At 71.7% G+C, this 21,206-nt stretch carries 18 protein-coding genes, 1 tRNA gene and 1 riboswitch; of the genes, 14 read left to right on the top strand and 5 right to left on the bottom strand.

Annotated features, from left to right (window positions below):
* Window positions 1–193 precede the first annotated feature (193 nt).
* From ACFYE3_RS09550 to ACFYE3_RS09535, 4 genes are all read left to right on the top strand, one after another.
* Window positions 194–880, top strand: a complete 687-nt coding sequence (locus ACFYE3_RS09550) for a metal-dependent transcriptional regulator (protein WP_387608416.1) — start codon at window positions 194–196, stop codon at window positions 878–880.
* Window positions 881–1,310: 430 nt separating this feature from the next.
* Window positions 1,311–1,459, top strand: a riboswitch (cyclic di-AMP (ydaO/yuaA leader).
* A gap of 5 nt (window positions 1,460–1,464) precedes the next feature.
* On the top strand, window positions 1,465–2,121 hold the full coding sequence (locus ACFYE3_RS09545; protein ID WP_387608413.1) for a C40 family peptidase: 657 nt from the start codon (window positions 1,465–1,467) through the stop codon (window positions 2,119–2,121).
* Window positions 2,122–2,395: 274 nt separating this feature from the next.
* Window positions 2,396–3,292, top strand: coding sequence for a C40 family peptidase (locus ACFYE3_RS09540; protein WP_387608411.1), 897 nt, complete (start codon window positions 2,396–2,398; stop codon window positions 3,290–3,292).
* A 131-nt stretch (window positions 3,293–3,423) separates the two neighbouring features.
* Window positions 3,424–3,690 (top strand): hypothetical protein, encoded by a 267-nt coding sequence (locus ACFYE3_RS09535; RefSeq protein WP_387608408.1) that lies wholly within the window; start codon window positions 3,424–3,426, stop codon window positions 3,688–3,690.
* On the opposite strand, the gene ACFYE3_RS09530 is transcribed toward ACFYE3_RS09535, so the two are convergent.
* Entirely contained in the window at window positions 3,608–4,999 is a 1,392-nt protein-coding gene (locus ACFYE3_RS09530) for a DUF4031 domain-containing protein (protein WP_387608406.1), read from the bottom strand. The two genes, ACFYE3_RS09535 and ACFYE3_RS09530, sit on opposite strands and share 83 nt — an antisense overlap.
* Before the next feature lie 63 nt (window positions 5,000–5,062).
* On the opposite strand from ACFYE3_RS09530, the gene ACFYE3_RS09525 reads away from it, so the two are divergent.
* Window positions 5,063–5,135 (top strand) — tRNA-Arg (locus ACFYE3_RS09525).
* Between the two features lie 115 nt (window positions 5,136–5,250).
* Here ACFYE3_RS09525 and ACFYE3_RS09520 read toward each other — a convergent pair.
* Window positions 5,251–5,931: a hypothetical protein gene (locus ACFYE3_RS09520; RefSeq protein WP_387608403.1), complete on the bottom strand. Its 681-nt coding sequence runs from the start codon at window positions 5,929–5,931 to the stop codon at window positions 5,251–5,253.
* A gap of 151 nt (window positions 5,932–6,082) precedes the next feature.
* Here ACFYE3_RS09520 and ACFYE3_RS09515 point away from each other — a divergent pair, with 151 nt between their 5' ends.
* Both ACFYE3_RS09515 and pcrA read left to right on the top strand, forming a co-directional pair.
* Window positions 6,083–6,811 carry an integrase gene (locus ACFYE3_RS09515; protein WP_368832393.1) on the top strand — a complete coding sequence of 243 codons (729 nt, stop codon included), beginning with the start codon at window positions 6,083–6,085 and terminating at the stop codon, window positions 6,809–6,811.
* Window positions 6,812–6,866: 55 nt separating this feature from the next.
* The gene (gene pcrA, locus ACFYE3_RS09510) at window positions 6,867–9,338 is read left to right on the top strand and encodes a DNA helicase PcrA (RefSeq protein WP_387608400.1); all 2,472 of its coding nucleotides are present in this window, start codon (window positions 6,867–6,869) and stop codon (window positions 9,336–9,338) included.
* Between the two features lie 178 nt (window positions 9,339–9,516).
* Here pcrA and ACFYE3_RS09505 read toward each other — a convergent pair whose 3' ends face one another.
* The gene (locus tag ACFYE3_RS09505; RefSeq protein WP_387608397.1) at window positions 9,517–10,965 is read right to left on the bottom strand and encodes a sugar porter family MFS transporter; all 1,449 of its coding nucleotides are present in this window, start codon (window positions 10,963–10,965) and stop codon (window positions 9,517–9,519) included.
* A gap of 357 nt (window positions 10,966–11,322) precedes the next feature.
* Window positions 11,323–12,075 (bottom strand): hypothetical protein, encoded by a 753-nt coding sequence (locus ACFYE3_RS09500; RefSeq protein WP_387608394.1) that lies wholly within the window; start codon window positions 12,073–12,075, stop codon window positions 11,323–11,325.
* 261 nt (window positions 12,076–12,336) lie between these two features.
* On the opposite strand from ACFYE3_RS09500, the gene sucC reads away from it, so the two are divergent.
* Complete coding sequence (sucC, locus tag ACFYE3_RS09495; protein ID WP_387608392.1) at window positions 12,337–13,506, top strand: ADP-forming succinate--CoA ligase subunit beta; 1,170 nt, start codon at window positions 12,337–12,339, stop codon at window positions 13,504–13,506.
* 39 nt (window positions 13,507–13,545) lie between these two features.
* Window positions 13,546–14,463, top strand: a complete 918-nt coding sequence (gene sucD / locus ACFYE3_RS09490) for a succinate--CoA ligase subunit alpha (protein ID WP_387608389.1) — start codon at window positions 13,546–13,548, stop codon at window positions 14,461–14,463.
* A 110-nt stretch (window positions 14,464–14,573) separates the two neighbouring features.
* On the opposite strand, the gene ACFYE3_RS09485 is transcribed toward sucD, so the two are convergent.
* On the bottom strand, window positions 14,574–14,966 hold the full coding sequence (locus ACFYE3_RS09485) for a tautomerase family protein (protein WP_387608387.1): 393 nt from the start codon (window positions 14,964–14,966) through the stop codon (window positions 14,574–14,576).
* Window positions 14,967–15,424: 458 nt separating this feature from the next.
* On the opposite strand from ACFYE3_RS09485, the gene ACFYE3_RS09480 reads away from it, so the two are divergent.
* The 5 genes from ACFYE3_RS09480 to iolD are packed head-to-tail and all read left to right on the top strand — an operon-like array spanning window position 15,425 to window position 21,200.
* Window positions 15,425–16,384, top strand: a complete 960-nt coding sequence (locus tag ACFYE3_RS09480) for a sugar phosphate isomerase/epimerase family protein (protein WP_387608384.1) — start codon at window positions 15,425–15,427, stop codon at window positions 16,382–16,384.
* A 34-nt stretch (window positions 16,385–16,418) separates the two neighbouring features.
* Complete coding sequence (locus ACFYE3_RS09475) at window positions 16,419–17,330, top strand: sugar phosphate isomerase/epimerase family protein (RefSeq protein WP_387608381.1); 912 nt, start codon at window positions 16,419–16,421, stop codon at window positions 17,328–17,330.
* On the top strand, window positions 17,327–18,313 hold the full coding sequence (gene iolC, locus ACFYE3_RS09470) for a 5-dehydro-2-deoxygluconokinase (protein WP_387608378.1): 987 nt from the start codon (window positions 17,327–17,329) through the stop codon (window positions 18,311–18,313). Before ACFYE3_RS09475 ends, iolC begins: the two co-directional genes overlap by 4 nt.
* A complete protein-coding gene (locus tag ACFYE3_RS09465; RefSeq protein WP_387608376.1) occupies window positions 18,310–19,248 on the top strand; it encodes a Cgl0159 family (beta/alpha)8-fold protein in 939 nt (312 codons plus the stop codon). Before iolC ends, ACFYE3_RS09465 begins: the two co-directional genes overlap by 4 nt.
* Window positions 19,245–21,200 (top strand): 3D-(3,5/4)-trihydroxycyclohexane-1,2-dione acylhydrolase (decyclizing), encoded by a 1,956-nt coding sequence (iolD, locus tag ACFYE3_RS09460; RefSeq protein ID WP_387608374.1) that lies wholly within the window; start codon window positions 19,245–19,247, stop codon window positions 21,198–21,200. Before ACFYE3_RS09465 ends, iolD begins: the two co-directional genes overlap by 4 nt.
* Window positions 21,201–21,206: the final 6 nt, after the last annotated feature.

Below are 21,206 nucleotides of genomic sequence, written 5' to 3'. Positions count from 1 at the left end.
GCGGGCGCGACCGACGCGAAGGGGTGCTCGCGCCTTGCGCCTCGGCCCATTCTGCCCCACCTGCTGGGCGCGGACTCCGCGGGCGCCACCTCCCGTCCGGGCCGTCGCTGGGCTCGCGCACTAAGCTCGGGCGGGAAGACCGGACCGGGCGGGATCCCCGGGCCCGGACGGCCGGACGAAGGATGACTGAGGCATGAGCGAGCTGATCGACACCACGGAGATGTACCTGCGGACCGTCCTCGAGCTCGAGGAGGAGGGGATCACGCCGATGCGGGCGCGGATCGTCGAGCGCCTCGACCACTCCGGGCCCACGGTCTCGCAGACGGTGTCCAGGATGGAGCGGGACGGGCTGCTGACGGTGGGCCAGGACCGGTCGTTGCTGCTCACCCCGGCGGGCCGGGAGCGGGCCGTGCAGGTGATGCGCAAGCACCGGCTGGCGGAGCGGCTGCTCGCCGACGTCATCGGCCTGGACCTGGCCCAGGTGCACGACGAGGCGTGCCGGTGGGAGCACGTGATGAGCGAACAGGTCGAGCGGCGGTTGGTGGACCTGTTGCACAGCCCCCGATACTCGCCGTACGGCACGCCGATCCCGGGTCTGGCAGCCCTCGGCGTCGAGGAGAGCCCCGCCGCGGCACACCCCTCCCTGCTCGACGCCGCCCGCCGCGACCCGGACGGGCCGCACACCGTGGCGCTGCTGCCGGAGGTGGTCCAGGCGGACGCCGACCTCCTGGGCGTGCTGAGCGACGTGGGAGTGCTCACCGGGGCGGAGGTCCGAGCCCGGGTGGACGGCCAGACCGTGCGCATCGAGGTGGCGGCCACCGGGCGGTCCGCGGAGGTCGACCTGCGCACCGCCGCGGCGATCCGCGTCCTCGCCCCCTGAGGGACCGGCGGACGCCCCGGTGACGTCCGCAGGGCGGCTGCGGCCACGTCCGCGACGCGGCCCCTGAGGAGGCCTGTGGGGTGTCCTCGGAGCGCTCCGGCGAGCGTCTCGATCCGAGTGTGTGGACATTCACAAGGTACTTTTCGCCAGTCCGGCCCGGCCGGGGCTGCGGAGTCGGAGACGCCCTGGTGGGGCGCGGGTTCCTCGGGTCCCCGAACGCCCTGCACAGCTCGTCACACTCGAGAACTCATAAGATCCCATGGATTAATGAGCTGGTATTGAGACTCAGGCTGTTGCAGGGTCGTTATCGGTCGTGATCAAAACGTGACACTTCCGTAATCTGTCATGTACTGTTCAACCCGTGCCGATCACTGGTCGGATCGGCGCCCTCGGAGCACATCGCCGAATTCTGCCGGTGCCCGTGGCCTCTACACAGAAACTGCTTGGCAGAAGCGGGGGAACCAATTTCGGTCCCGGTATCCGGGTCCTTGGGGTTAAGTCGTCAGAGCGCGTGCGTTCTGCGGCCGGGTGTCTCCCACCCGAATCCGACAGCTCACCTCGTAGGCAAAGGGAGGAACTCAACCATGTCGCTTTTCAAGCTGAACGCTGCCCGCCACCGTGCCGAGACCACCTCGCACGCCGTGCGCAACACCACCATCGCCGCCGCTGCCGGTGCCGCGATGATCGGCTCCGTCGCCCCGGCCCAGGCCTTCGCCCAGGCCCCCGTCGAGACCGGCGCGGCCTACTCAGCCCCGGCCTCGCTGGCCCAGTACTCCTCGTACACCTACCAGGCTCCGGTCGCCGCGCAGCCCGCCGCTCCCGCCTACGAGGCCCCGGCCCCGCAGCAGGCCGCCGCCACCTCGAGCGTGACCCCGCAGTCCACCGCTACCACCGAGATCGCCCCGGCCTCCTCCGGCGGCGTCGTGGGCACCGCGATGTCGGCGCAGGGTGCGGGCTACGTCTACGGCGGCACCGCCTACGGCGCCTGGGACTGCTCCGGCTTCACCCAGTGGGTCTTCGCCCAGAACGGCATCGACCTGCCCCGCACCACCTGGTCCCAGTTCGCGGCGGGCACCCCCACCGCCAACCCGCAGCCCGGCGACCTCGTCTCCCAGAACGGCGGCGCGCACGTGGGCATCTACATCGGCGGCGGCAAAATGATCTCCGCCCTCAACCCGGCCCAGGGCACCCAGGTCCACTCCGTCAACGCCATGCAGCTGGACGGCTACTACACCTTCTGATCCGGTCCGCCGCCCGCGACGATCCCGCTCGTCGCGGGCGGCCCCTGATCACCCCCCCCCGGCACGCCGAGACCCGCTCTCCCGGTTCTCGGTGGTGCATGCTGTCCGACCGGACGGCGTCCGTCCTCCCTCCGCTCGCCCGGCCGCCGTTCCCGATCCCGGAACGCACTCCTGCCGGACACCGGTCCCACCCCGTGCGCTGCCCGGGGTGATCCGTGCTGTCATCCGCGCCCTCCGGCAGGCCGGCTCCGAAAGAAAGTCGTCTGAACTTCTCATGACTCGTGACCTGACCCCCTCGAACGGCATCGGCTCGCTCCTCTCCGGCAAGGCCCGCACCGTGGCCGCCGTCGCCGCCTTCTCCGGCCTGGCCCTCGCCACCACCGTCTCCGTGCAGGCCGCCCCGGCCCAGGACGCCGCTGCCGACGCCCCGCTGTCCGCCGTCGCCGCAGCCACTCCCACCGCGGCACCCACCGTGTCCCTCGAGCCGGTCGCCCACGTGACCAAGGCCGAGACGCAGGCGGACCGGAAGGCCACGAAGAAGACCGAGACCAGGCCTGAGAAGGCCCAGAAGAAGGCCGAGACCCCGGTCGTCGCGGCGCCCGCCGTCGCCGCTCCCGCCCCGGTCGCCGCTCCGGCCCCGAAGGCCGTCCAGGCGGCCCCGGCCCCGAAGCCCGTCGCCGCTCCCGCCTCGAAGCCGGCCGTCCAGGCGGCCCCGGCCCCGAGGCCCGTCGCCGCTCCCGCCCCGGCCGCCGCTCCCAGGCCGGCCGTCCAGGCGGCCCCCAAGCCCGCCGTGCAGGCCGCTCCGGCCGCTGAGCGCACCGTCAGCCCGCAGAGCTCTGCCTCCGGCAAGGGCGCGACCATCTCCTCCGCCGCCATGGGTCAGCTCGGTGTGGGCCAGGACTGCACCGCGCTCGTCACGAACGCCCTGCGCGCCGCCGGCATCAACCACCACGGCTGGCCGGCCTCCTACCTGAGCCTCGGCTCGCAGGTCTCCGCCGGCCAGGCGCAGCCCGGCGACCTCGTCTACTACGCCGACGGCGGCATGGGCGCGGCTCACATCGCGGTCTACATCGGTGGCGGCAAGGCCGTCCACGGCGGCTGGAACGGCGGTACCACCGCCATCTCCGGCGTCAACGTGGGCTCCGGCCCCGTCTTCGTCCGCGTGCGCTGACCGCACGCGAGAGCACCGCTTCGGGTGCGCGGTTCCTGGTCGGCCAGACGGGAACCGCGCACCCGCTGTCGTCCCGGCGTCCACCGCGCCGGTCGCCACGGCGCCCTGCCGGTGGCCGATAGACTGGGCCCATGTCCACCGACTTCAGCCGCAACGCCCGCACGAGCCTCGATCGCGAGTTCGCCTACATGGCCTACGGCATGATCGCCGGCGCCGTGCCCGGCATCGTGGCCGGTTTCGTCGTGGCCGCGTTCGTGGGCCACGCGGCGATGTGGCTGTCCGTCCTCGGCGGCATCGGGATCGTGCTCGGCCTGGTCACCGGGATCCTGCTCCACCGGAGGCGGCACGTCTCGGCCGGGACCGCGGACCCCCTGGAGCGCGGCGCAGCGCCGGAATGACGTGGTCCCGCAGCAGCGGGGCGAGATCCGCGGGGAGCGCGCCGGGGGAGTCCTCGTCCACCGGCTGCCAGCGCAGCTCCTGGATCTCCGCGAGCGGCACGGGCCGCCCCGTCAGGGGCGCCGTGAACACCGTGCAGCGCACCCACGCACCGGCCTCGTTCGCGGCCGGCGCCACGAACACCCCGAGCGGGCGCAGCTGAGCGGTGTCCAGCCGCAGGCCGACCTCCTCCGCCGTCTCCCGCACGGCCGCCGCCGCCGGGGACTCGCCCGGGTCCAGCTTGCCGCCCACCAGCATGAAGCGCTCCGTGCCGCGCTTGCGCACCGTCAGCAGCGCCCCGTCGTCGTCCCACAGGCACACGGCGGTGATGGTCAGCACCTCGGCGTCCGCCGGCAGGCCGTCGGGGGGCCCTGCGACGGCGACGCGCAGCCGGCCGATCTCGGCCTCGAGGTTGCGGGCCGCCGCCGGACCCCAGCGGCGCTGGGCCGCGGCGGTCCGGAACAGCGGGTGCCGGCCCTGGAGGTCCTCCAGCACGCGCAGCCGGGCCTGCGCGAACAGTGGGCCGGGCACGTGCGCGTACTCCTCCCGCACACCCGCCACGTAGGCCGCGTAGCCGGCCGGGTCCGCGCCGAGCACCGCGAGGTCGGCGTCCAGGAGCACCGCTCCGACGGTGTCCTCGTCCGCGTTCCGGTGCCCGAGGGTGAGCAGGACCAGCCGCTCGACCTCCGCCACGAGCGGTTCGGGGAAGCCGGCGGCGAGCAGCCGGGAGCGGGCCAGTTCCGCCGACTCCCGCTCGTCCGCCCCGGGGCGGCCCCGGTAGACCGCGTCGTGGAACCACGCGGCCAGGACGAGAGCCTCGGCCCGGGCGGGATCGAGGCCGCTCCCCGTCCGGAGCAGATCGACGGCCTCGAGCACCGCCAGCAGGTGGGCGGGGCCGTGGTAGTGCCGGTGCGGCTCGCTCCACCGGTCCACAAGCTCCGCCCCCAGCTCGGGGTGCGCCGGGAAACGGGCGGTCCACCGCCGCCGCAGCACCCGGGCGATCCGCTCCGGACGCGCCCGCGCCGGGACGCGCAGCCCGCTGCGCACGAGCACGCGCGTGAGCTGCCGGCCGTCGACCGGCAGCGCACCCGCGGCGACCGCCTCGTGGTACAGGTCCTCCCGCACGTCGTAGTGGTCCCGGTCGAAGGCGCGCCGGGCCACGCCCAGCCGGTCCGCGAAGTCGTGCAGCTCCTCGTAGGACGTGTCGGAGACCAGGTGGGAGAAGTGCGTCCCGTGGGCGGGCCACAGCGGCGGGTCGATGTAGACGGGCATGCGACCGATCCTAGACGCGGCCGGTTAGCGGGGGTCCGGGGGACCCCCTAGACTGTTCGCGTCGCCCTCGTAGCTCAGGGGATAGAGCACGGCTCTCCTAAAGCCGGTGTCGTTGGTTCGAATCCAATCGGGGGCACGCACGGACGCCCCGGACCGCACGGTCCGGGGCGTCCTTCCGTCCGGGACCGAGCCGCCGCGGAACCGGACAGCACCCGAGCGGCCGGGGTCCCTCCGACGGCGAGGAGCACCGGTCACCGCCGCGGTGCGGGCGGTCCGTCCTGCGGCGGGGCGTCGACAACGACGCTCCTCGACCGGCGCCGCAGGGCCTCCACGGCCACGGTCGCGGTCACGGCGAGCAGCAGCACGAGCAGCACCCAGCGGGCGATCACCAGCACGGACGCCACGGTCACGGCGGCGCCGACCCCGGGGTCGGCGAGAGCGGCGTCGATCGCCGCGTTGCCGGCCAGGGAGACGACCGCGAAGCCGAGCACCACGGCCGAGCGCCTCCACCGGCGGGCGCGGGACTCCGTGTTGACCGCCACGAACAGCAGCCACGCCAGCCCCACGAGCAGCGGGGCCAGCAGTCCGGAGGAGCGGTGCACCCCCTCGTACTGGGCGAGTCCCGGCTCGCCCAGCGCCGCGGCGAGCCGCTGGGCGTGCTCCTGGCCGAATCCGACCGGCATCCACTCGGGCAGCGTCAGCCCGCCGGCTGCGGCGGCGCCGAACCGGGGGAGGACCCAGGCGTGCACGTACAGCCACAGGGCCGCCGAGACGGACATGGCCACGCCCACCACGAGACCCGAACTGGACCTCGTGGGCTCGGGGCGGAGCTCGCCGGGTCCCGCCTGGTGCAGGCGCGTTCCCCGGGCCGGCCCCGGGGGCGCCGTGGTGGCGCCGTGCTTGCGTGCCTTCTGCGCGCGTGTCAGTCCCATGCCCCCATTATCCGGTCGCGCGCCCGCCGCCCAACGCCGGGAGCGCAGGGGTAGGCTGGGGCCACCCGCACCGGTCCTGACGGACCGCACGGGGGGCGGACCGGCCGACGACGACCGGCCGCTCGACGAGGACGACACGGAGGTGCCGGTCATGGAACTGTCCATCGGACTCCCGGACGGCCTGCTCATGCGGCTGACCGAGGGCAACGTGCTGACGCTGTTCGAGAAGGACCACGAGACGGTGCGCCGCACGGTGGACTGCTCCGTCCTCGGCGGCGCCCCCATGGCCGACATGGTGTGGTCGCACAAGCTCTCGGCCGTGATCGTGGCGGTGCCCTCCCTGCACCGGCTCTTCCGCTGGGACCCGTACACCGACGTGCTGTACGAGTTCGCGGGCACGGGCGAGTCCGGGCGGCGGGACGGGAAGGCGGCGCAGGCCAAGTTCGCGGCCACCGTCTCCATCACCGAGGACGGCGACGGCACGCTGTGGCTCATCGACCGGGACTCCTCGTCCCTGCGCTGCATCGAGATCGACACCGACAAGCCCGACGGGGGCCCGCAGGTCTGCACCGTGGTCGGCCGGGCGGGCGCGGGCTTCGCGGACGGGCCCGCGGACGTGGCCCAGCTGGACCACCCCGAGGACCTGCAGATCCTCTACGACGGCTCCATCGTGATCGCCGACACCGGCAACGACGCCATCCGGCACCTGGACCCGGCCAGCCGGGAGCTCGACACCGTCTACGGCGGTGGGACCGAGGGCTCCGTCGAGTTCGACGACGACATCGAGCTGCAGCGGCCCGTCCGGGTCACGGTCGCCGACTCGGAGCTGTGGGTCGAGGACGACAACGGCCGGCACCGGCTCGAACTGCACTTCGTCTGAGGGCCGTCCCGCGGCCGACCCCCCTGTCGCCTGGCCTCGGTAGACTGGGCCCACGATGGACTACCTCTTCGACAATCCGCTCCTGCCCTCCGCCTCCGTGGCCCGACCCGGCACCGACACCCGGCCACGGCGGGGCACCGTCTCCGCCGATGCCCTCGTGGACGGGCTCAACGACCCGCAGCGGGCCGCCGTGGAGCACTCCGGCTCGCCGCTGCTGATCGTCGCCGGCGCCGGCTCCGGCAAGACCCGCGTGCTGACCCACCGGATCGCGCACCTGCTGGCCACCGGACGGGCCCACCAGGGCGAGATCCTCGCGATCACGTTCACGAACAAGGCCGCCGCCGAGATGCGCGAGCGCGTGGTCGAGCTGGTGGGGGACTCCGCGAGGTCGATGTCGATCTCCACCTTCCACTCCTTCTGCGTGCGCGTGCTGCGGCGGGAGGCGGCGAGCGTGGGCCTGAGGTCGACCTTCTCCATCTACGACTCCGCCGACTCCCTGCGGCTCCTCACGCTCGTGGCCAAGCAGCACGATCTCGACCCCAAGCGCTTCGCGCCCAAGAGCATCCAGCACCGGATCTCCGCACTGAAGAACGAGCTCGTCGACGACGAGACGTACCTGTCCCGGGTCTCCGAGACAGACCCCTTCGAAAGCGCCGTGGCCCAGGTCTACCGCGGCTACACGGAGCGGCTGCGCGCGGCCAACGCCATGGACTTCGACGACCTGATCGCCCAGACCGTGCACATGCTCCGGGCGTTCCCGCAGGTCGCCGGGTACTACCGGCGGCGGTACCGGCACGTGCTCATCGACGAGTACCAGGACACCAACCACGCGCAGTACGCACTGGTCCGCGAGCTCGTCGGCACCGGGGCGGACGCCGGGGACGGGCCGGGAGCGAGCCCCGTGCCGCCCGCCGAGCTGACCGTCGTGGGCGACTCGGACCAGTCGATCTACGCGTTCCGCGGGGCCGACATCCGCAACATCGTCGACTTCGAGCAGGACTACCCCCAGGCCCGCACCATCCTGCTGGAGCAGAACTACCGGTCCACCCAGAACATTCTCACCGCGGCCAACGCGGTGATCGCCAAGAACAAGGGCCGCCGGGAGAAGCGGCTGTGGACGGCCTCCGGCAGCGGTGAGAAGATCACCGGCTACGCCGCCGAGAACGAGCACGAGGAGGCCCGCTTCATCGCCGAGGAGATCGACCGGCTCCAGGACGAGGACGGGTACCGCCCCGGCGACGTCGCCGTGTTCTACCGCACCAACGCGCAGTCGCGCTCCCTCGAGGAGATCCTCATGCGCGTGGGCCTGCCCTACAAGGTGGTGGGCGGCACCCGTTTCTACGAGCGCAAGGAGATCAAGGACGCCCTGTCCTACCTGCGCGCGATCGTGAACCCGGACGACGACATCAACGTGCGCCGGATCGTGAACGAGCCCAAGCGCGGCATCGGCGACCGCGCGGAGGGCGCCGCCGCGGCTCTCGCCGAGCGTGAGCGGGTCTCCTTCATGGCCGCGCTGCGCCGTGCCGACGAGGCGCCCGGCATGGCCACCCGCTCCCTGAACGCGGTCAAGGCCTTCGTCCAGCTCATGGACGATCTCGTCTCGGTCGCCGAGGGTTCGGGGGCCGCCAGCGTCCTCGAGGCCGTCCTGGAGCAGTCCGGGTACCTCGCCGCCCTGCGCCAGTCGCAGGATCCCCAGGACGAGTCCCGGGTCGAGAACCTCGCGGAGCTCGTGGCCGTGGTCCGGGAGTTCGAGCGGGACCACCCTGACGCCGGGCTGCCCGAGTTCCTCGAGCACGTCTCCCTCGTGGCCGACGCCGACCAGATCCCGAACCGGCCCGCAGCCGGCACCGAGGGCGGGCCGAGCGCCGAGCAGATCGCGGCGGAGGTCGCCGAGGCCCGCGCCCAGGGCGTGGTCACCCTCATGACCCTGCACACCGCCAAGGGCCTCGAGTTCCCTGTGGTCTTCCTGACGGGCATGGAGCACGGGCTGTTCCCGCACCAGCGCTCCCTCACGGACGAGAAGGAGATGGAGGAGGAGCGGCGCCTCGCCTACGTGGGGCTCACCCGCGCCCGCGAGCGCCTCTACCTCACCCGCTCCGAGTTCCGCTCCATGTGGGGCCAGTCCCAGTACAACCCGGCCAGCCCGTTCCTCGACGAGATCCCGGCCGAGCTCCTCGACTGGAAGCGCGAGGGGTCCTCGGCCCCGGCGTCGTGGGGCTCTTCGCTGCACGGCGGCGGCTCCGGGCAGCGGGACCCGATGCGGGGCTCGTACTGGGGCGCCGCGGCGGCGTCGAACGCGGCCTTCGAGCGGTTGGCGCCGTCGCGGGCCACCACGGCGGGTCGGGTCCAGCCCAACAAGGAGATCCCCAGCCTGTCCGTCGGCGACACCGTGGACCACAAGGCCTTCGGCAAGGGCACCGTGGTCTCCGTGGAGGGCGCCGGCGACAAGACCGTGGCGAAGGTGCGGTTCGGGGCCGACGAGAAGCGGCTGCTGCTGCGCTACGCGCCGCTGACGAAGGTCGGCTGAGCCGCAGCGGTCCCGGACGCACCCGGAGAGGTCACGCCGGCCTCGCCTCCCGTCCTGTGCGAGAGACGGGGCGGAACGCGAAGAGAGCCTCCGGTCGGAGTGTGGGTCTGGCCCACACTCCGACCGGAGGCTCTCCGCGTGTCAGGGCGTTCCCGCCGCTGACCTCTCAGGGGGACCTCTAGGAGGACTTCGCCTTGACCGTGTAGATCGCGCCGGTCGAGACGTCCTCCTCGAGCGCCTCGAGCGTGCGTCCCCGGGTCTCCGGGACCTGGGTGTAGACGAAGATCAGCGACAGCACGCCGAACCCGGCGAAGAGGAAGAACGTCCCGGTGATCCCGACCGCGTCGACCAGGGAGGGGAAGTAGAGCGAAAGCACGCCGTTGGCCACCCAGAGCATGAAGATGGACACGCCGATCCCGAAGCCGCGCATGTGCAGGGGGAACACCTCGGAGAGGTACACCCAGACCGCGACGTTGAGGAAGGTCTGCATGGAGCCGACGAAGGCCACCACGAGGGCCAGGATCACCCAGGGCCGCAGCGGGTTGTCCACCGCCAGCGTCATCGCGGCGGTCCCGATGAGCAGGTGGCAGGTGGTCGTGAGGCTCAGGCCGATCATGAAGGTCTTGCGCCGGTCGAGCCGGTCCATCATGTACAGCGCGATGAGGCCGCCGACCACGGCGATCACGCCGGGGGCGATGTTGGCGATCAGGGCCGCGCCCGCCTCGAAGCCCGATTCGATGAGCACGATCTGCCCGTAGTACATGATCGAGTTGATGCCGGTGAACTGCTGGACGATGCCGAGGCCGATGCCGACCAGCATGATCCGCACCAGGTGCTTGTTGGTCAGGATGGCGCCCAGCCCAATCTGGTTCTCGGCCCGCTCCTCCTCGGTGATGTGCTCGACCTCGCCGAGCTCGGCGATCGCCCGGTCCTCGGAGCGCACCGTCTTGAGCACCTCGAGGGCCTCCGCGTGCCGGCCCTTCTCGACCAGCCAGCGCGGGGACTCCGGCATCCGCAGCATCCCGATGAACAGCGCCACGGCCGGCAGCGCACAGATCGCGAACATGACACGCCACACGCCCACGGACTCGCTGAAGACGTTGCCGATGATCGCGTTGATGATGAACGCGGAGAGCTGGCCGATCACGATGGCCACCTCGTTGCGGCCCGCGATCGAGCCGCGGATCTCGTAGGGGGCCATTTCCGCCAGGAACACCGGCACCACGGCCGAGGCGCCGCCCACGGCCAGTCCCAGCAGGATGCGCCCGACCACGAGGATCTCGTAGTTGGGGGTGAACACCACGACCAGGGTCCCGACGAAGAACAGGACAGCCAGCAGGAGGATGGTCTTCCGGCGTCCCCAGGCGTCGGAGAGGCGCCCGCAGGACAGGGCGCCGACGGCCGCGGCGAAGACCAGGGAGCTGGTGACCACGCCCTCGGTGAGCGGGGTGAGACCGAGCTCCTCCGACATAGGACGCAGCGCACCGTTGATCACACCGGTGTCGTAGCCGAAGAGCAGGCCGCCGAAGCAGGCGATCACGGAGATGAGACCGAGGCGCTTGCGATGCGGTCCGGAGGTGAGCGGGGGCAGCGCAGCAGCTGCTTCCCGGGGTGAGGAGGTGGCCATCGGGAGTTCCTTTGTTCGTGCGCAGCCGGTGCGCGCTTCAGGGTGCTGATGGGTCGGTCGGACGGGTCACTCGAGGCGTGACGCACGTCTCACTGGTCTTGATGTCCTTATGTTAGGACATATGGAGTTGGGAGGGAACCCTGCGTCGGGAGTTTCTGTGACGGCCGCAACATCCGTCGTCCTCGTCGTCCTCGTCGGAGTCGGGGTCGGGGTCGGGGTCCGAACCGGGGCGGGAGGGGCGGCTTCAGGGCCGAGGGGCCGACGGGCGCATCGGGCGCCGGGCATGGGCACGTCCGTCCGCGCCGCCGCAGCCGGACGGCGGGGCCCCGGGGGCGCCACCGTCCGGGTCGAGTGCCGCTAGACGAACAGCAGGACCGCCACGGCCGCGGGGGCCGTCCAGCGCAGCGACCTGCCGGTGAGGTTGTGCACCACCCCCAGCAGCGTGCAGCAGACCACGGCCGTAGCGACGGAGGCCCATCCGCCGAGGATCAGCCCGGGCAGCGCGAGCAGGAGCCCGAGGACGAGCCCGCCCACGGGGGCCACCTGCGTCCACGGGACCGGCCGGCGCAGCTCCACGGCCCGCTGCACGCACGTCAGGACCAGTGCGAGGAGCAGTGCCCGGCCCACGTGGTAGGCGGCGAAGCCCACCATGCCGAGCCAGGCGCCCGCGCCGTACTCGGCGTAGAGATCCAGGTAGAGCTGGACCGGCTGCACGCGCGCCTCGCCCACGAGGAAGACGGGCAGGATCACCCCGAGCAGGACGGCCAGCACGAACACGCCCAGAGCGGTCGTGGTCCGTCGGTGGTCGGCCGCGGGGGAGGCGGGGGGGGAGGGCGAGGGCGGAGGGGCCACGGGGTCCGCCGCCCGGTGGCGCAGCCACACCACGAGGCCCCGCTGGATCCCGAACCACGCCGCGCCGAGGCACAGCCAGGCGAAGACCTGCCAGCCCAGCGGATAGACGCCGGGGATCTCGCCGGTGAAGGTGAGCACCGTGCCGTCGACGACGGCCTCCAGTCCGAGGGCCACGAACGCGAAGGTCGCGATCGAGACGAGGAAGCCGGGATCGGCGGGGGCGAACGCCCGGTTCTCGGGGGAGTCGACAGAGCTCATGGGGCCAGTCAATCAAGAAACACGGGGCCGCACGCGCGCGCCCCCGGTTGTGGCCGCCGAATCGGCATGCACTACAGTCTCGTACAGGGAGTGCACCGGAAAGTCCCGCGCCCGGAACGGCTTCGCGGAACGGCCCGGACGCATCCTCCGGCCTCGGTCGGGAGGATGCGGAGTGCTCCGTTCACCACCAGGTCGGAGGACGACCCGCACACTGCCCGGGTCGCCGCCGCCCACGACTTCGACGAAGAAGGGCATTCACCCGTGGACCTGTTCGAATACCAGGCACGCGACCTGTTCGAGAAGCACGGCGTCCCCGTGCTCCAGGGCATCGTCGCGACCACCCCCGAAGAAGCAAGGGCCGCCGCCGAGAAGATCGGCGGAGTCACCGTCGTGAAGGCTCAGGTCAAGGTCGGAGGCCGCGGCAAGGCCGGCGGCGTCAAGGTCGCCAAGACCGCCGACGAGGCCTACGAGTACGCCCAGCAGATCCTCGGCATGGACATCAAGGGCCACACCGTCCACCGGGTCATGATCGCCCAGGGCGCGGACATCGCCGAGGAGTACTACTTCTCGATCCTGCTGGACCGCGCCAACCGCTCGTACCTGGCCATGTGCTCCGTCGAGGGCGGCGTGGAGATCGAGCAGCTCGCTGTCGAGCGGCCCGAGGCCCTGGCCCGCGTCGAGGTCGTCCCGACCGAGGGCATCACCGAGGCCAAGGCCCAGGAGATCGTGCAGCAGGCCGCCTTCGACGAGGAGACCGCGGCCAAGGTCGTCCCGGTCCTGGTCAAGCTGTGGGACGTCTTCAAGAAGGAGGACGCCACGCTCGTCGAGGTCAACCCGCTGGTGAAGACCGGCGACGGGCAGGTCATCGCCCTCGACGGCAAGGTCACCCTCGACGAGAACGCCGAGTTCCGCCAGTCGGAGCACGCCGCGCTCGCGGACAAGTCCAGCGCCGATCCCCTCGAGGAGAAGGCCAAGGAGCACGACCTCAACTACGTCAAGCTCGACGGCGAGGTCGGCATCATCGGCAACGGCGCGGGCCTGGTCATGTCCACCCTGGACGTCGTCGCCTACGCCGGCGAGAAGCACGGCAACGTCAAGCCGGCCAACTTCCTGGACATCGGCGGCGGCGCGTCGGCCGAGATCATGGCGGCCGGTCTGGACGTGATCCTCAACGACCCGCAGGTGAAGTCCGTGTTCGTCAACGTCTTCGGCGGCATCACCGCGTGCGACGCCGTGGCCAACGGCATCGTGAAGGCCCTCGAGATCCTCGGGGACGAGGAGGACAAGCCGCTCGTGGTCCGACTGGACGGCAACAACGTCGAGGAGGGCCGGCGCATCCTCGCCGGCGCCAACCACCCGCTCGTCACCCTCGCCGAGACCATGGACGAGGGCGCGGACAAGGCCGCCGAGCTCGCCCACGCCGCCAACTGATCCGCCGACCGGACGAACACTTCTAAGGAACGAACAGCAATGTCAATCTTTTTGAACAAGGACTCCAAGGTCATCGTTCAGGGCATCACCGGCGGCGAGGGCACCAAGCACACCGGTCGCATGCTCGCCGCGGGCACCCAGGTCATGGGCGGCGTCAACGCCCGCAAGGCGGGCACCACCGTGGCCCATCAGGACAAGGACGGCAACAGCGTCGAGCTGCCGGTGTTCGGCACCGTCGCCGAGGCCGTCGAGAAGACCGGCGCGGACGTGTCGATCGTCTTCGTGCCGCCGGCCTTCACGAAGGACGCCGTGATCGAGGCCATCGACGCCTCGGTCCCGCTGGTGGTCGTCATCACCGAGGGCATCCCGGTGCAGGACTCCGCCGAGTTCTGGGCCTACGCGAAGTCGAAGACCGGTGCGGACGGCAAGCAGACCACCCGCATCATCGGCCCGAACTGCCCCGGCATCATCACGCCGGGCGAGTCGCTCGTGGGCATCACCCCGGCGAACATCACGGGCAAGGGCAAGATCGGCCTGGTCTCCAAGTCCGGCACCCTGACCTACCAGATGATGTACGAGCTGCGCGACATCGGCTTCACCACCGCCATCGGCATCGGCGGCGACCCGGTCATCGGGACCACCCACATCGACGCCCTCGAGGCGTTCGAGGCGGACCCCGAGACCGAGGCCATCGTGATGATCGGCGAGATCGGCGGCGACGCGGAGGAGCGCGCCGCGGACTTCATCAAGGCGAACGTGTCCAAGCCGGTCGTCGGCTACGTCGCCGGCTTCACCGCTCCCGAGGGCAAGACCATGGGCCACGCCGGCGCCATCGTCTCCGGCTCCTCGGGCACGGCGCAGGCCAAGAAGGAGGCCCTCGAGGCCGCGGGCGTGAAGGTCGGCAAGACCCCGTCCGAGACCGCCCAGCTGATGCGGGAGATCATCGAGACCAAGTGATCCGACGGGCTCCCGCCCGTCCACCCGGTACACGGGAAGCCCCGTCCACGATGCCCGTGGACGGGGCTTCCTCGTGGTCGGGCTTCCTCGTGGTCGGGGCGTCCGAGAACTCAGAGCTGACCCTCGAGGAACTGCGCGACGCCCTCGCCGAAGGACCAGTCCTCCCGGGTGTTCTCGGTGACGGAGACGATGAGGTCCTGCGGGGACAGCCCGGTGCGCTGCTCGAGGCGGTCGGCCAGTGCCCGGTACATGGCCTGCTTCTGGGCCTCGCTGCGGCCCTGCTGGACGACCTGGATGATCACGAGGTCATCGGTGCGGGTGAAGCCGAGACCGGTGTCCTCGGCGATGATCTGGCCGGGCTTGTGCTCCGTGACGATCTGGTAGCGGTCGCGGGGCGGAGCGGCGAAGGTGTCGAGCATGACGTCCTGGACGGTGTCGGCCAGGTCGCGGAGCTGTGCGGGGGAGCGGCGGTTCTCGGTGACGTCGATGCGCACGAGGGGCATGAGCGGGTCCTTTCGGTGGGTGGCGCGTGCGGGGAGCGGTCGCAGCGCGCTCCGTGGCGGAAGCAGGCCGGAGCCCGGGGAGCACGTCGGCCGGCGGCCGGCGGGGAAGGGCAGCGCGGGGACGAGCGACGGGTGCGGAGCGCGCGGGGGCCGTGCTGCGGCCGGGATGTCCGGATGCCGAGCGTCGGGTCCTGCCGCACCTCGTCCGGAGCCACTGTCCCACCGGGCCGGAAGACATGTCAAGACATTAGGACAAAAGCGGACGGAACTGTTGTCGGCGTATTCCTGCCGGGCGCGGTCCCGAGCTGCGTGCGGCATCACTTCTCTCGTCAGGGTTAGACGGTATGTCTTTACAAACTGACCTGATGTCGTATTCTGGTTGTGATCCGGACCACTGATCGGCCGGGCGCCCGGCGTCTTTCCCCGGACGTCGGTCCAGCACCAGAAAGCAGGTCACCATGGCGCAGCAGAACCCGACCACCACGACCGCCGACGCGGCGGCCCAGCAGAAGAACCCCGTGCTGATCGGCACCGCCCCGGACTCGTGGGGCGTCTGGTTCGCCGACGACCCCCGGCAGACGCCGTGGGAGCGCTTCCTCGACGAGGTCGCCGAGGCCGGCTACTCCTGGATCGAGCTGGGCCCCTACGGCTACCTGCCCACGGACCCCGCCCGGCTCGCGGACGAGCTGGCCCAGCGGAACCTGCAGGTCTCGGCGGGCACGGTCTTCACGGCGTTCCACCGCGGTGCCGACCAGTGGCGCGAGGCGTGGGAGCCCGCGCGGAAGGTCGCCGAGCTGACCGCCGCCATGGGCGGCGAGCACATCGTGGTCATCCCGGCCATGTGGCGCGACGACGTGACGGGCGAGGCCCTCGAGAACGAGCACCTGAGCACCGAGCAGTGGAACGCCCTCTGCGCGGGACACGACCGGCTGGGGAAGGTGCTGCGCGAGGAGTACGGCCTCCAGCAGCAGTTCCACTCCCACGCGGACTCCCACGTGTGCGGCCAGCCCGACATCGAGACCTTCCTCCAGCGCACCGACCCCGAGCTGGTCACCCTGTGCCTGGACACCGGCCACGCCGAGTACGGCGGCGCGTCCTCCGCGGACCTCATCCGCAAGTACCCGGAGCGGATCGGCTACCTGCACCTGAAGCAGATCGACCCCGTGATCATGGAGCGCGTGCGGCGCGAGAACCTGACCTGGGCGGCGGCCAACCTGGCCGGTGTCATGGTCGAGCCGCCCGCCGGCCTGCCGGACCTCGCGGAGGTCATCACGGAGGTCGAGAAGCTGGACCGGCCGATCTTCGGCATCGTCGAGCAGGACATGTACCCCGTCTCCTCCTTCGACGTCCCGCTGCCCATCGCCACCCGCACGCGCTCCTATCTGCTCGGCTGCGGCTCCCGCACCCGCGTCCGCTGACCCGTCCGCGCCCCACCGACCTGGAGAACCGTCCATGAAGATCGCCCTCGATCCCACACCGTTCCACTCCACCCACTCGCTGCTGGAGTTCCCGCAGCTCGCGGCGGACCTGGGCTACGACCACCTGCAGCTGACGCCCCACGCCGACTTCCTGCCCTTCTTCAACCACCCCAAGGCCGACGACCGGCTCGTCGCGGACCTGCGGGCGGCCTGCCGCGCCGCCGGGGTGCAGATCGCCTCCGTGCTGCCCGTGCTGCGCTGGTCCGCCCCGGACCCCGACGCCCGCGAGGCGGCCGTGCGGTACTGGAAGCGCGCCATCCGGATGACCGTGGACCTCGGGGTGCAGCAGATGAACACCGAGTTCCAGGGCCGGCCCGAGCTGGCCGAGGAGTCGGAGCGGGCGTTCTACCGCTCGATGGAGGAGCTGCTGCCCCTCATCGAGCGCGAGGGCGTGCACATCGCCATCGACCCGCACCCCGACGACTTCGTGGAGCAGGGACTGGCCGCCTGGCGGGTGATCCGGGGCGTGAACTCCCCGAACCTCGGCTTCGCCTACGTGGCGCCGCACACCTTCCACATGGCGGACGCCCCGGGCGAGATCATGGCCGCGGTGGGGGACCGGCTGCGCGTCGTCCACGTCGCCGACAGCATGGACCACCACCGCTCGCACGGGTTGCGCTACATCACCAACCCCCCGGGCAACGCCGCCCGGGTGCACCAGCACCTGAAGATCGGCGACGGCGACGTCGACTGGGACGAGTTCTTCGACGGGCTCGCCACCAACGGCTTCCTGGACCGCGAGGACTCCGTGATGGTCTCCTCGGTCTTCGCCGAGAACGAGAACGCCGTGGAGGTCTCCCGCTACCAGCTGGAGCAGATGACCGAGCGCGCCGCCACGGCTCGCACGCAGCAGCAGAACGCGCAGAAGGCGGAGGCCCACGCATGAGCTACGACGTCGTGACCCTCGGACGCATCAGCGTCGACATCTACCCCGACGACATCGGCGTCGGCCTCGAGGACGTGACCACGTTCCGCAAGTACCTCGGTGGATCGCCGTCGAACGTGGCGGTCGCCGCGGCCCGCCACGGCGAGTCCACCGCGGTGATCACCCGCACCGGCGACGACCCGTTCGGCACCTACCTGCACCGCGAGCTCACCCGCTACGGCGTGGACGACCGGTTCGTGAGCGCCGTGCCGGGGCTGCAGACCCCCGCCACGTTCTGCGCGATCCGCCCGCCGGAGGACTTCCCGCTGTACTTCTACGGACGCTTCCCCACGGCCCCGGACCTGCAGATCCGCCCCGAGGAGATCGACGCCGAGGTCGTGGCCGATGCGCGCATCCTGTGGTCCACCGTCACGGGCCTGTGCCAGGAGCCGTCCCGCGCCGCCCACTTCGCCGCGCACGAGGCCCGTCCGCGCGAGCAGCTGCGGGCCGATCAGCACACGATCCTCGACCTCGACTACCGGCCCATGTTCTGGGAGTCCGAGGAGGACGCCCGGGCGCAGGTCCACGAGCTGCTCGGCCACGTGAGCATCGCGATCGGCAACGACAAGGAGTGCGCGGTGGCCGTGGGGGAGGGCACCCCCGACGAGCAGGCCGACCGGCTGCTCGAGGCCGGCGTGCGGATCGCCGTGGTCAAGCTCGGCCCCGAGGGGGTCATGGCCAAGACCCGCGAGGAGCGGGTGGTCTCGGCGCCGGTCCCGGTGGAGACCGTCAACGGCCTCGGCGCCGGGGACTCCTTCGGCGGAGCGTTCTGCCACGGCATCAACCAGGGCTGGAGCCTCGAGCAGGTCCTCGACTACGCCAACGCCTCCGGCGCGATCGTGGCGTCGAAGATCTCCTGCTCCGACGCCATGCCCACCCCCGACGAGGTCTTCCAGCTGCTGCGCGAGCGCGGCCGCGCCGTACCCGAAGGAGTCACCCGATGACCACCACCACCCCCCTCGAGCTCGACACGGCGGACCCGCGCCGCTACGAGCACCTGACCCGGGTCCGGCTCGAGGACCCCCGCGCCGTCCAGCGCGCCGCCGACTCCCGTCGTCGCCACCCCGGAGCCGTGCACGGACGGCAGAACTTCGTCGTCGCCGCGGACCACGCGGCCCGCGGCGCCCTGAGGGTGCGCGACGAGGGCGGCGCCATGGCCGACCGGCGCAGCCTGCTCGACCGCCTGCAGATCGCCCTCGCGGACCCCAAGGTCGACGGCGTGCTCGCCTCACCGGACGTGCTGGACGACCTGCTGCTGCTCGGGGCGCTCGAGGGCAAGCTCGTCTTCGGCTCCATGAACCGCGGCGGACTGCCCGGGCTGGTCAACGAGATCGACGACCGCTTCACCGGTCACACCGCCGAGGCGCTGAACCGGATCGGCGCCGACGGCGGCAAGATGCTCACCCGCATCTGCTTCGAGGACCCGCACACGACCTCCGTGCTGGAGAACACCGCCAAGGCCGTGGACTCCCTGGCCGCCCTGGGCCTCATCGCGATGGTCGAGCCGTTCATCTCCCGGACCACCGGCACCGGCATCGTCAACGACCTCTCCGCCGACGCCGTGATCCGGTCCGTGGCCATCGCCCAGGGCCTCGGGGGCACGTCGGCGCACACCTGGATGAAGCTGCCCGTGGTCGAGGACATGGAGCGCGTCATGGCCTCCACGACCCTGCCCACCGTCCTGCTGGGCGGTGATCCGAGCGGCCGGCCCGACGAGGTGTTCGCGACCTGGGAGGCCGCGCTCGCGCTGCCCGGCGTCCAGGGCCTGACGGTCGGACGCACCCTGCTCTACCCCGAGGACGGCGACGTCGCCGGCGCCGTGGCCACCGCAGCGTCCCTGCTCAAGGGGCACCCCGTCGAGGAAGGAGCCGCCCGATGAGCACTCGCACCCTCTCCGTCTCCCAGGCACTGGTGGAGTTCCTGGCCAACCAGTGGACCGTGGACCGGATCGGCGCCGAGGAGTACCGGCAGCGCACGATCCCGGGCATGTTCGGCATCTTCGGCCACGGCAACGTGGCCGGCGTGGGCCAGGCCCTGAAGCAATACCAGGCCGAGGACCCCTCCGTGATGCCCTACTACCAGGGCCGCAACGAACAGGCGCAGGTGCACCAGGCCGTCGGCTACGCCCGGCACACCCGGCGCCGGGCCACCTTCGCGGTGTCCACCTCGATCGGTCCGGGGGCCACCAACATGGTCACGGGCGCCGCCCTGGCCACCACGAACCGGCTGCCCGCGCTGCTGTTCCCCTCGGACCAGTTCGCCTCCCGGGCCCCGGACCCGGTGCTGCAGCAGCTCGAGCGCCCCGACGCCAACGACATCACCGTCAACGACGTCTTCCGGCCGGTCAGCCGCTACTTCGACCGCGTCTGGCGGCCCGAGCAGCTCTTCTCCGCGCTGCTCAACGGCATGCGGGTGCTCACGGACCCGGCCGAGACCGGTGCCGTGACGATCGCGCTCCCGCAGGACGTGCAGGCCGAGCCGCTCGAGGTGCCCGAGGAGTTCCTCGCGCCCCGGGAGTGGCGGATCCGCCGGCCCGCCCCGGAGGAGGAGGACGTCCGCGCCGCCGTCGCGGCCATCCGCGCGGCCGAGCGGCCGGTGATCATCGCCGGCGGCGGGGTGCACTACGCCTTCGCGACCGAGGCGCTCCGGGAGTTCGCCGAGGCCACCGGGATCCCCGTGACCTACACCCAGGCGGCGGTGGGCGTCCTGGACTGGGACCACCCGCTGTGCCTCGGGGCCGTCGGGTCCACGGGCTCCACGGCGTCCAACGCCGTGGTCGCCGACGCCGACCTGGTCATCGGCATCGGCACCCGGTACGAGGACTTCACCACCGCGTCCCGCACCGCCTTCCAGCACCCGGACGTGCGCTTCGTCAACATCAACGTCGCGGCGTTCGACGCGTACAAGCAGGGCACCGCCGTGCCGATCGTCGCCGACGCGCGCAAGACGCTCGTCGAACTGACCACGGCGCTGGGCGGGTACCGGGTCGGTGCGGACCTCGCCGAGACCGTGGAGGCCGAGAAGCAGCGCTGGGACACCACGGTGGACGCGGCGTTCGCCGAGCGGCACCTGCCGCTGCCCAGCCAGAACGAGATCATCGGGGCCGTCAACGAGGCCATGGACGACCGCGACGTCGTCGTGTGCGCGGCGGGCTCGCTGCCCGGCGACCTGCACAAGATGTGGCGGGTCAAGGACGCCTACGGCTACCACGTCGAGTACGCGTTCTCCTGCATGGGCTACGAGATCGCCGGCGGGCTCGGGGTCAAGCGTGCCGCCGTGGCCGAGGCCGAACGGGCCGGGACACCGCAGGACGCGCGCGACGTCGTCGTCATGGTCGGCGACGGCTCCTACCTGATGATGCACACCGAGCTCGTCACGGCCGTGGCCGAGGGGCTCAAGCTCGTGGTCGTGCTGATCCAGAACCACGGCTACGCCTCCATCGGTGCCCTGTCGGAGCAGCTGGGGTCCCAGCGCTTCGGCACGAAGTACCGCTACCTGGACGGGCAGCGGCACAGCTTCGACGACGGCTCGACGCTGCCGATCGACCTCGCCACCAACGCGGAGTCCCTCGGGGTGCGGGTGCTGCGCGTCGAGCCCGGCGAGGGCGTCATCGACCGGCTGAAGGCCGCCGTGGCGCAGGCCAAGGCCGTGCCCGAGGGCTCCGGTCCCGTGCTCGTGCACGTGGAGTCCGACCCGCTGATCGACGCGCCCAGCTCCGAGTCCTGGTGGGACGTGCCCGTCACCGGCACCGCCACCCTCGGGTCCACGAACGAGGCCTACGAGGTCTACCAGCAGCACAAGGCCCGGCAGCGTCCGCTGCTCGGCAACTGAAGGAGG

Origin of the sequence: Kocuria arenosa, from assembly GCF_042879215.1 — a bacterium.
GTDB classification, from domain to species: domain Bacteria; phylum Actinomycetota; class Actinomycetes; order Actinomycetales; family Micrococcaceae; genus Kocuria; species Kocuria arenosa.
This window is presented reverse-complemented; position numbering and strand designations above follow the sequence as displayed.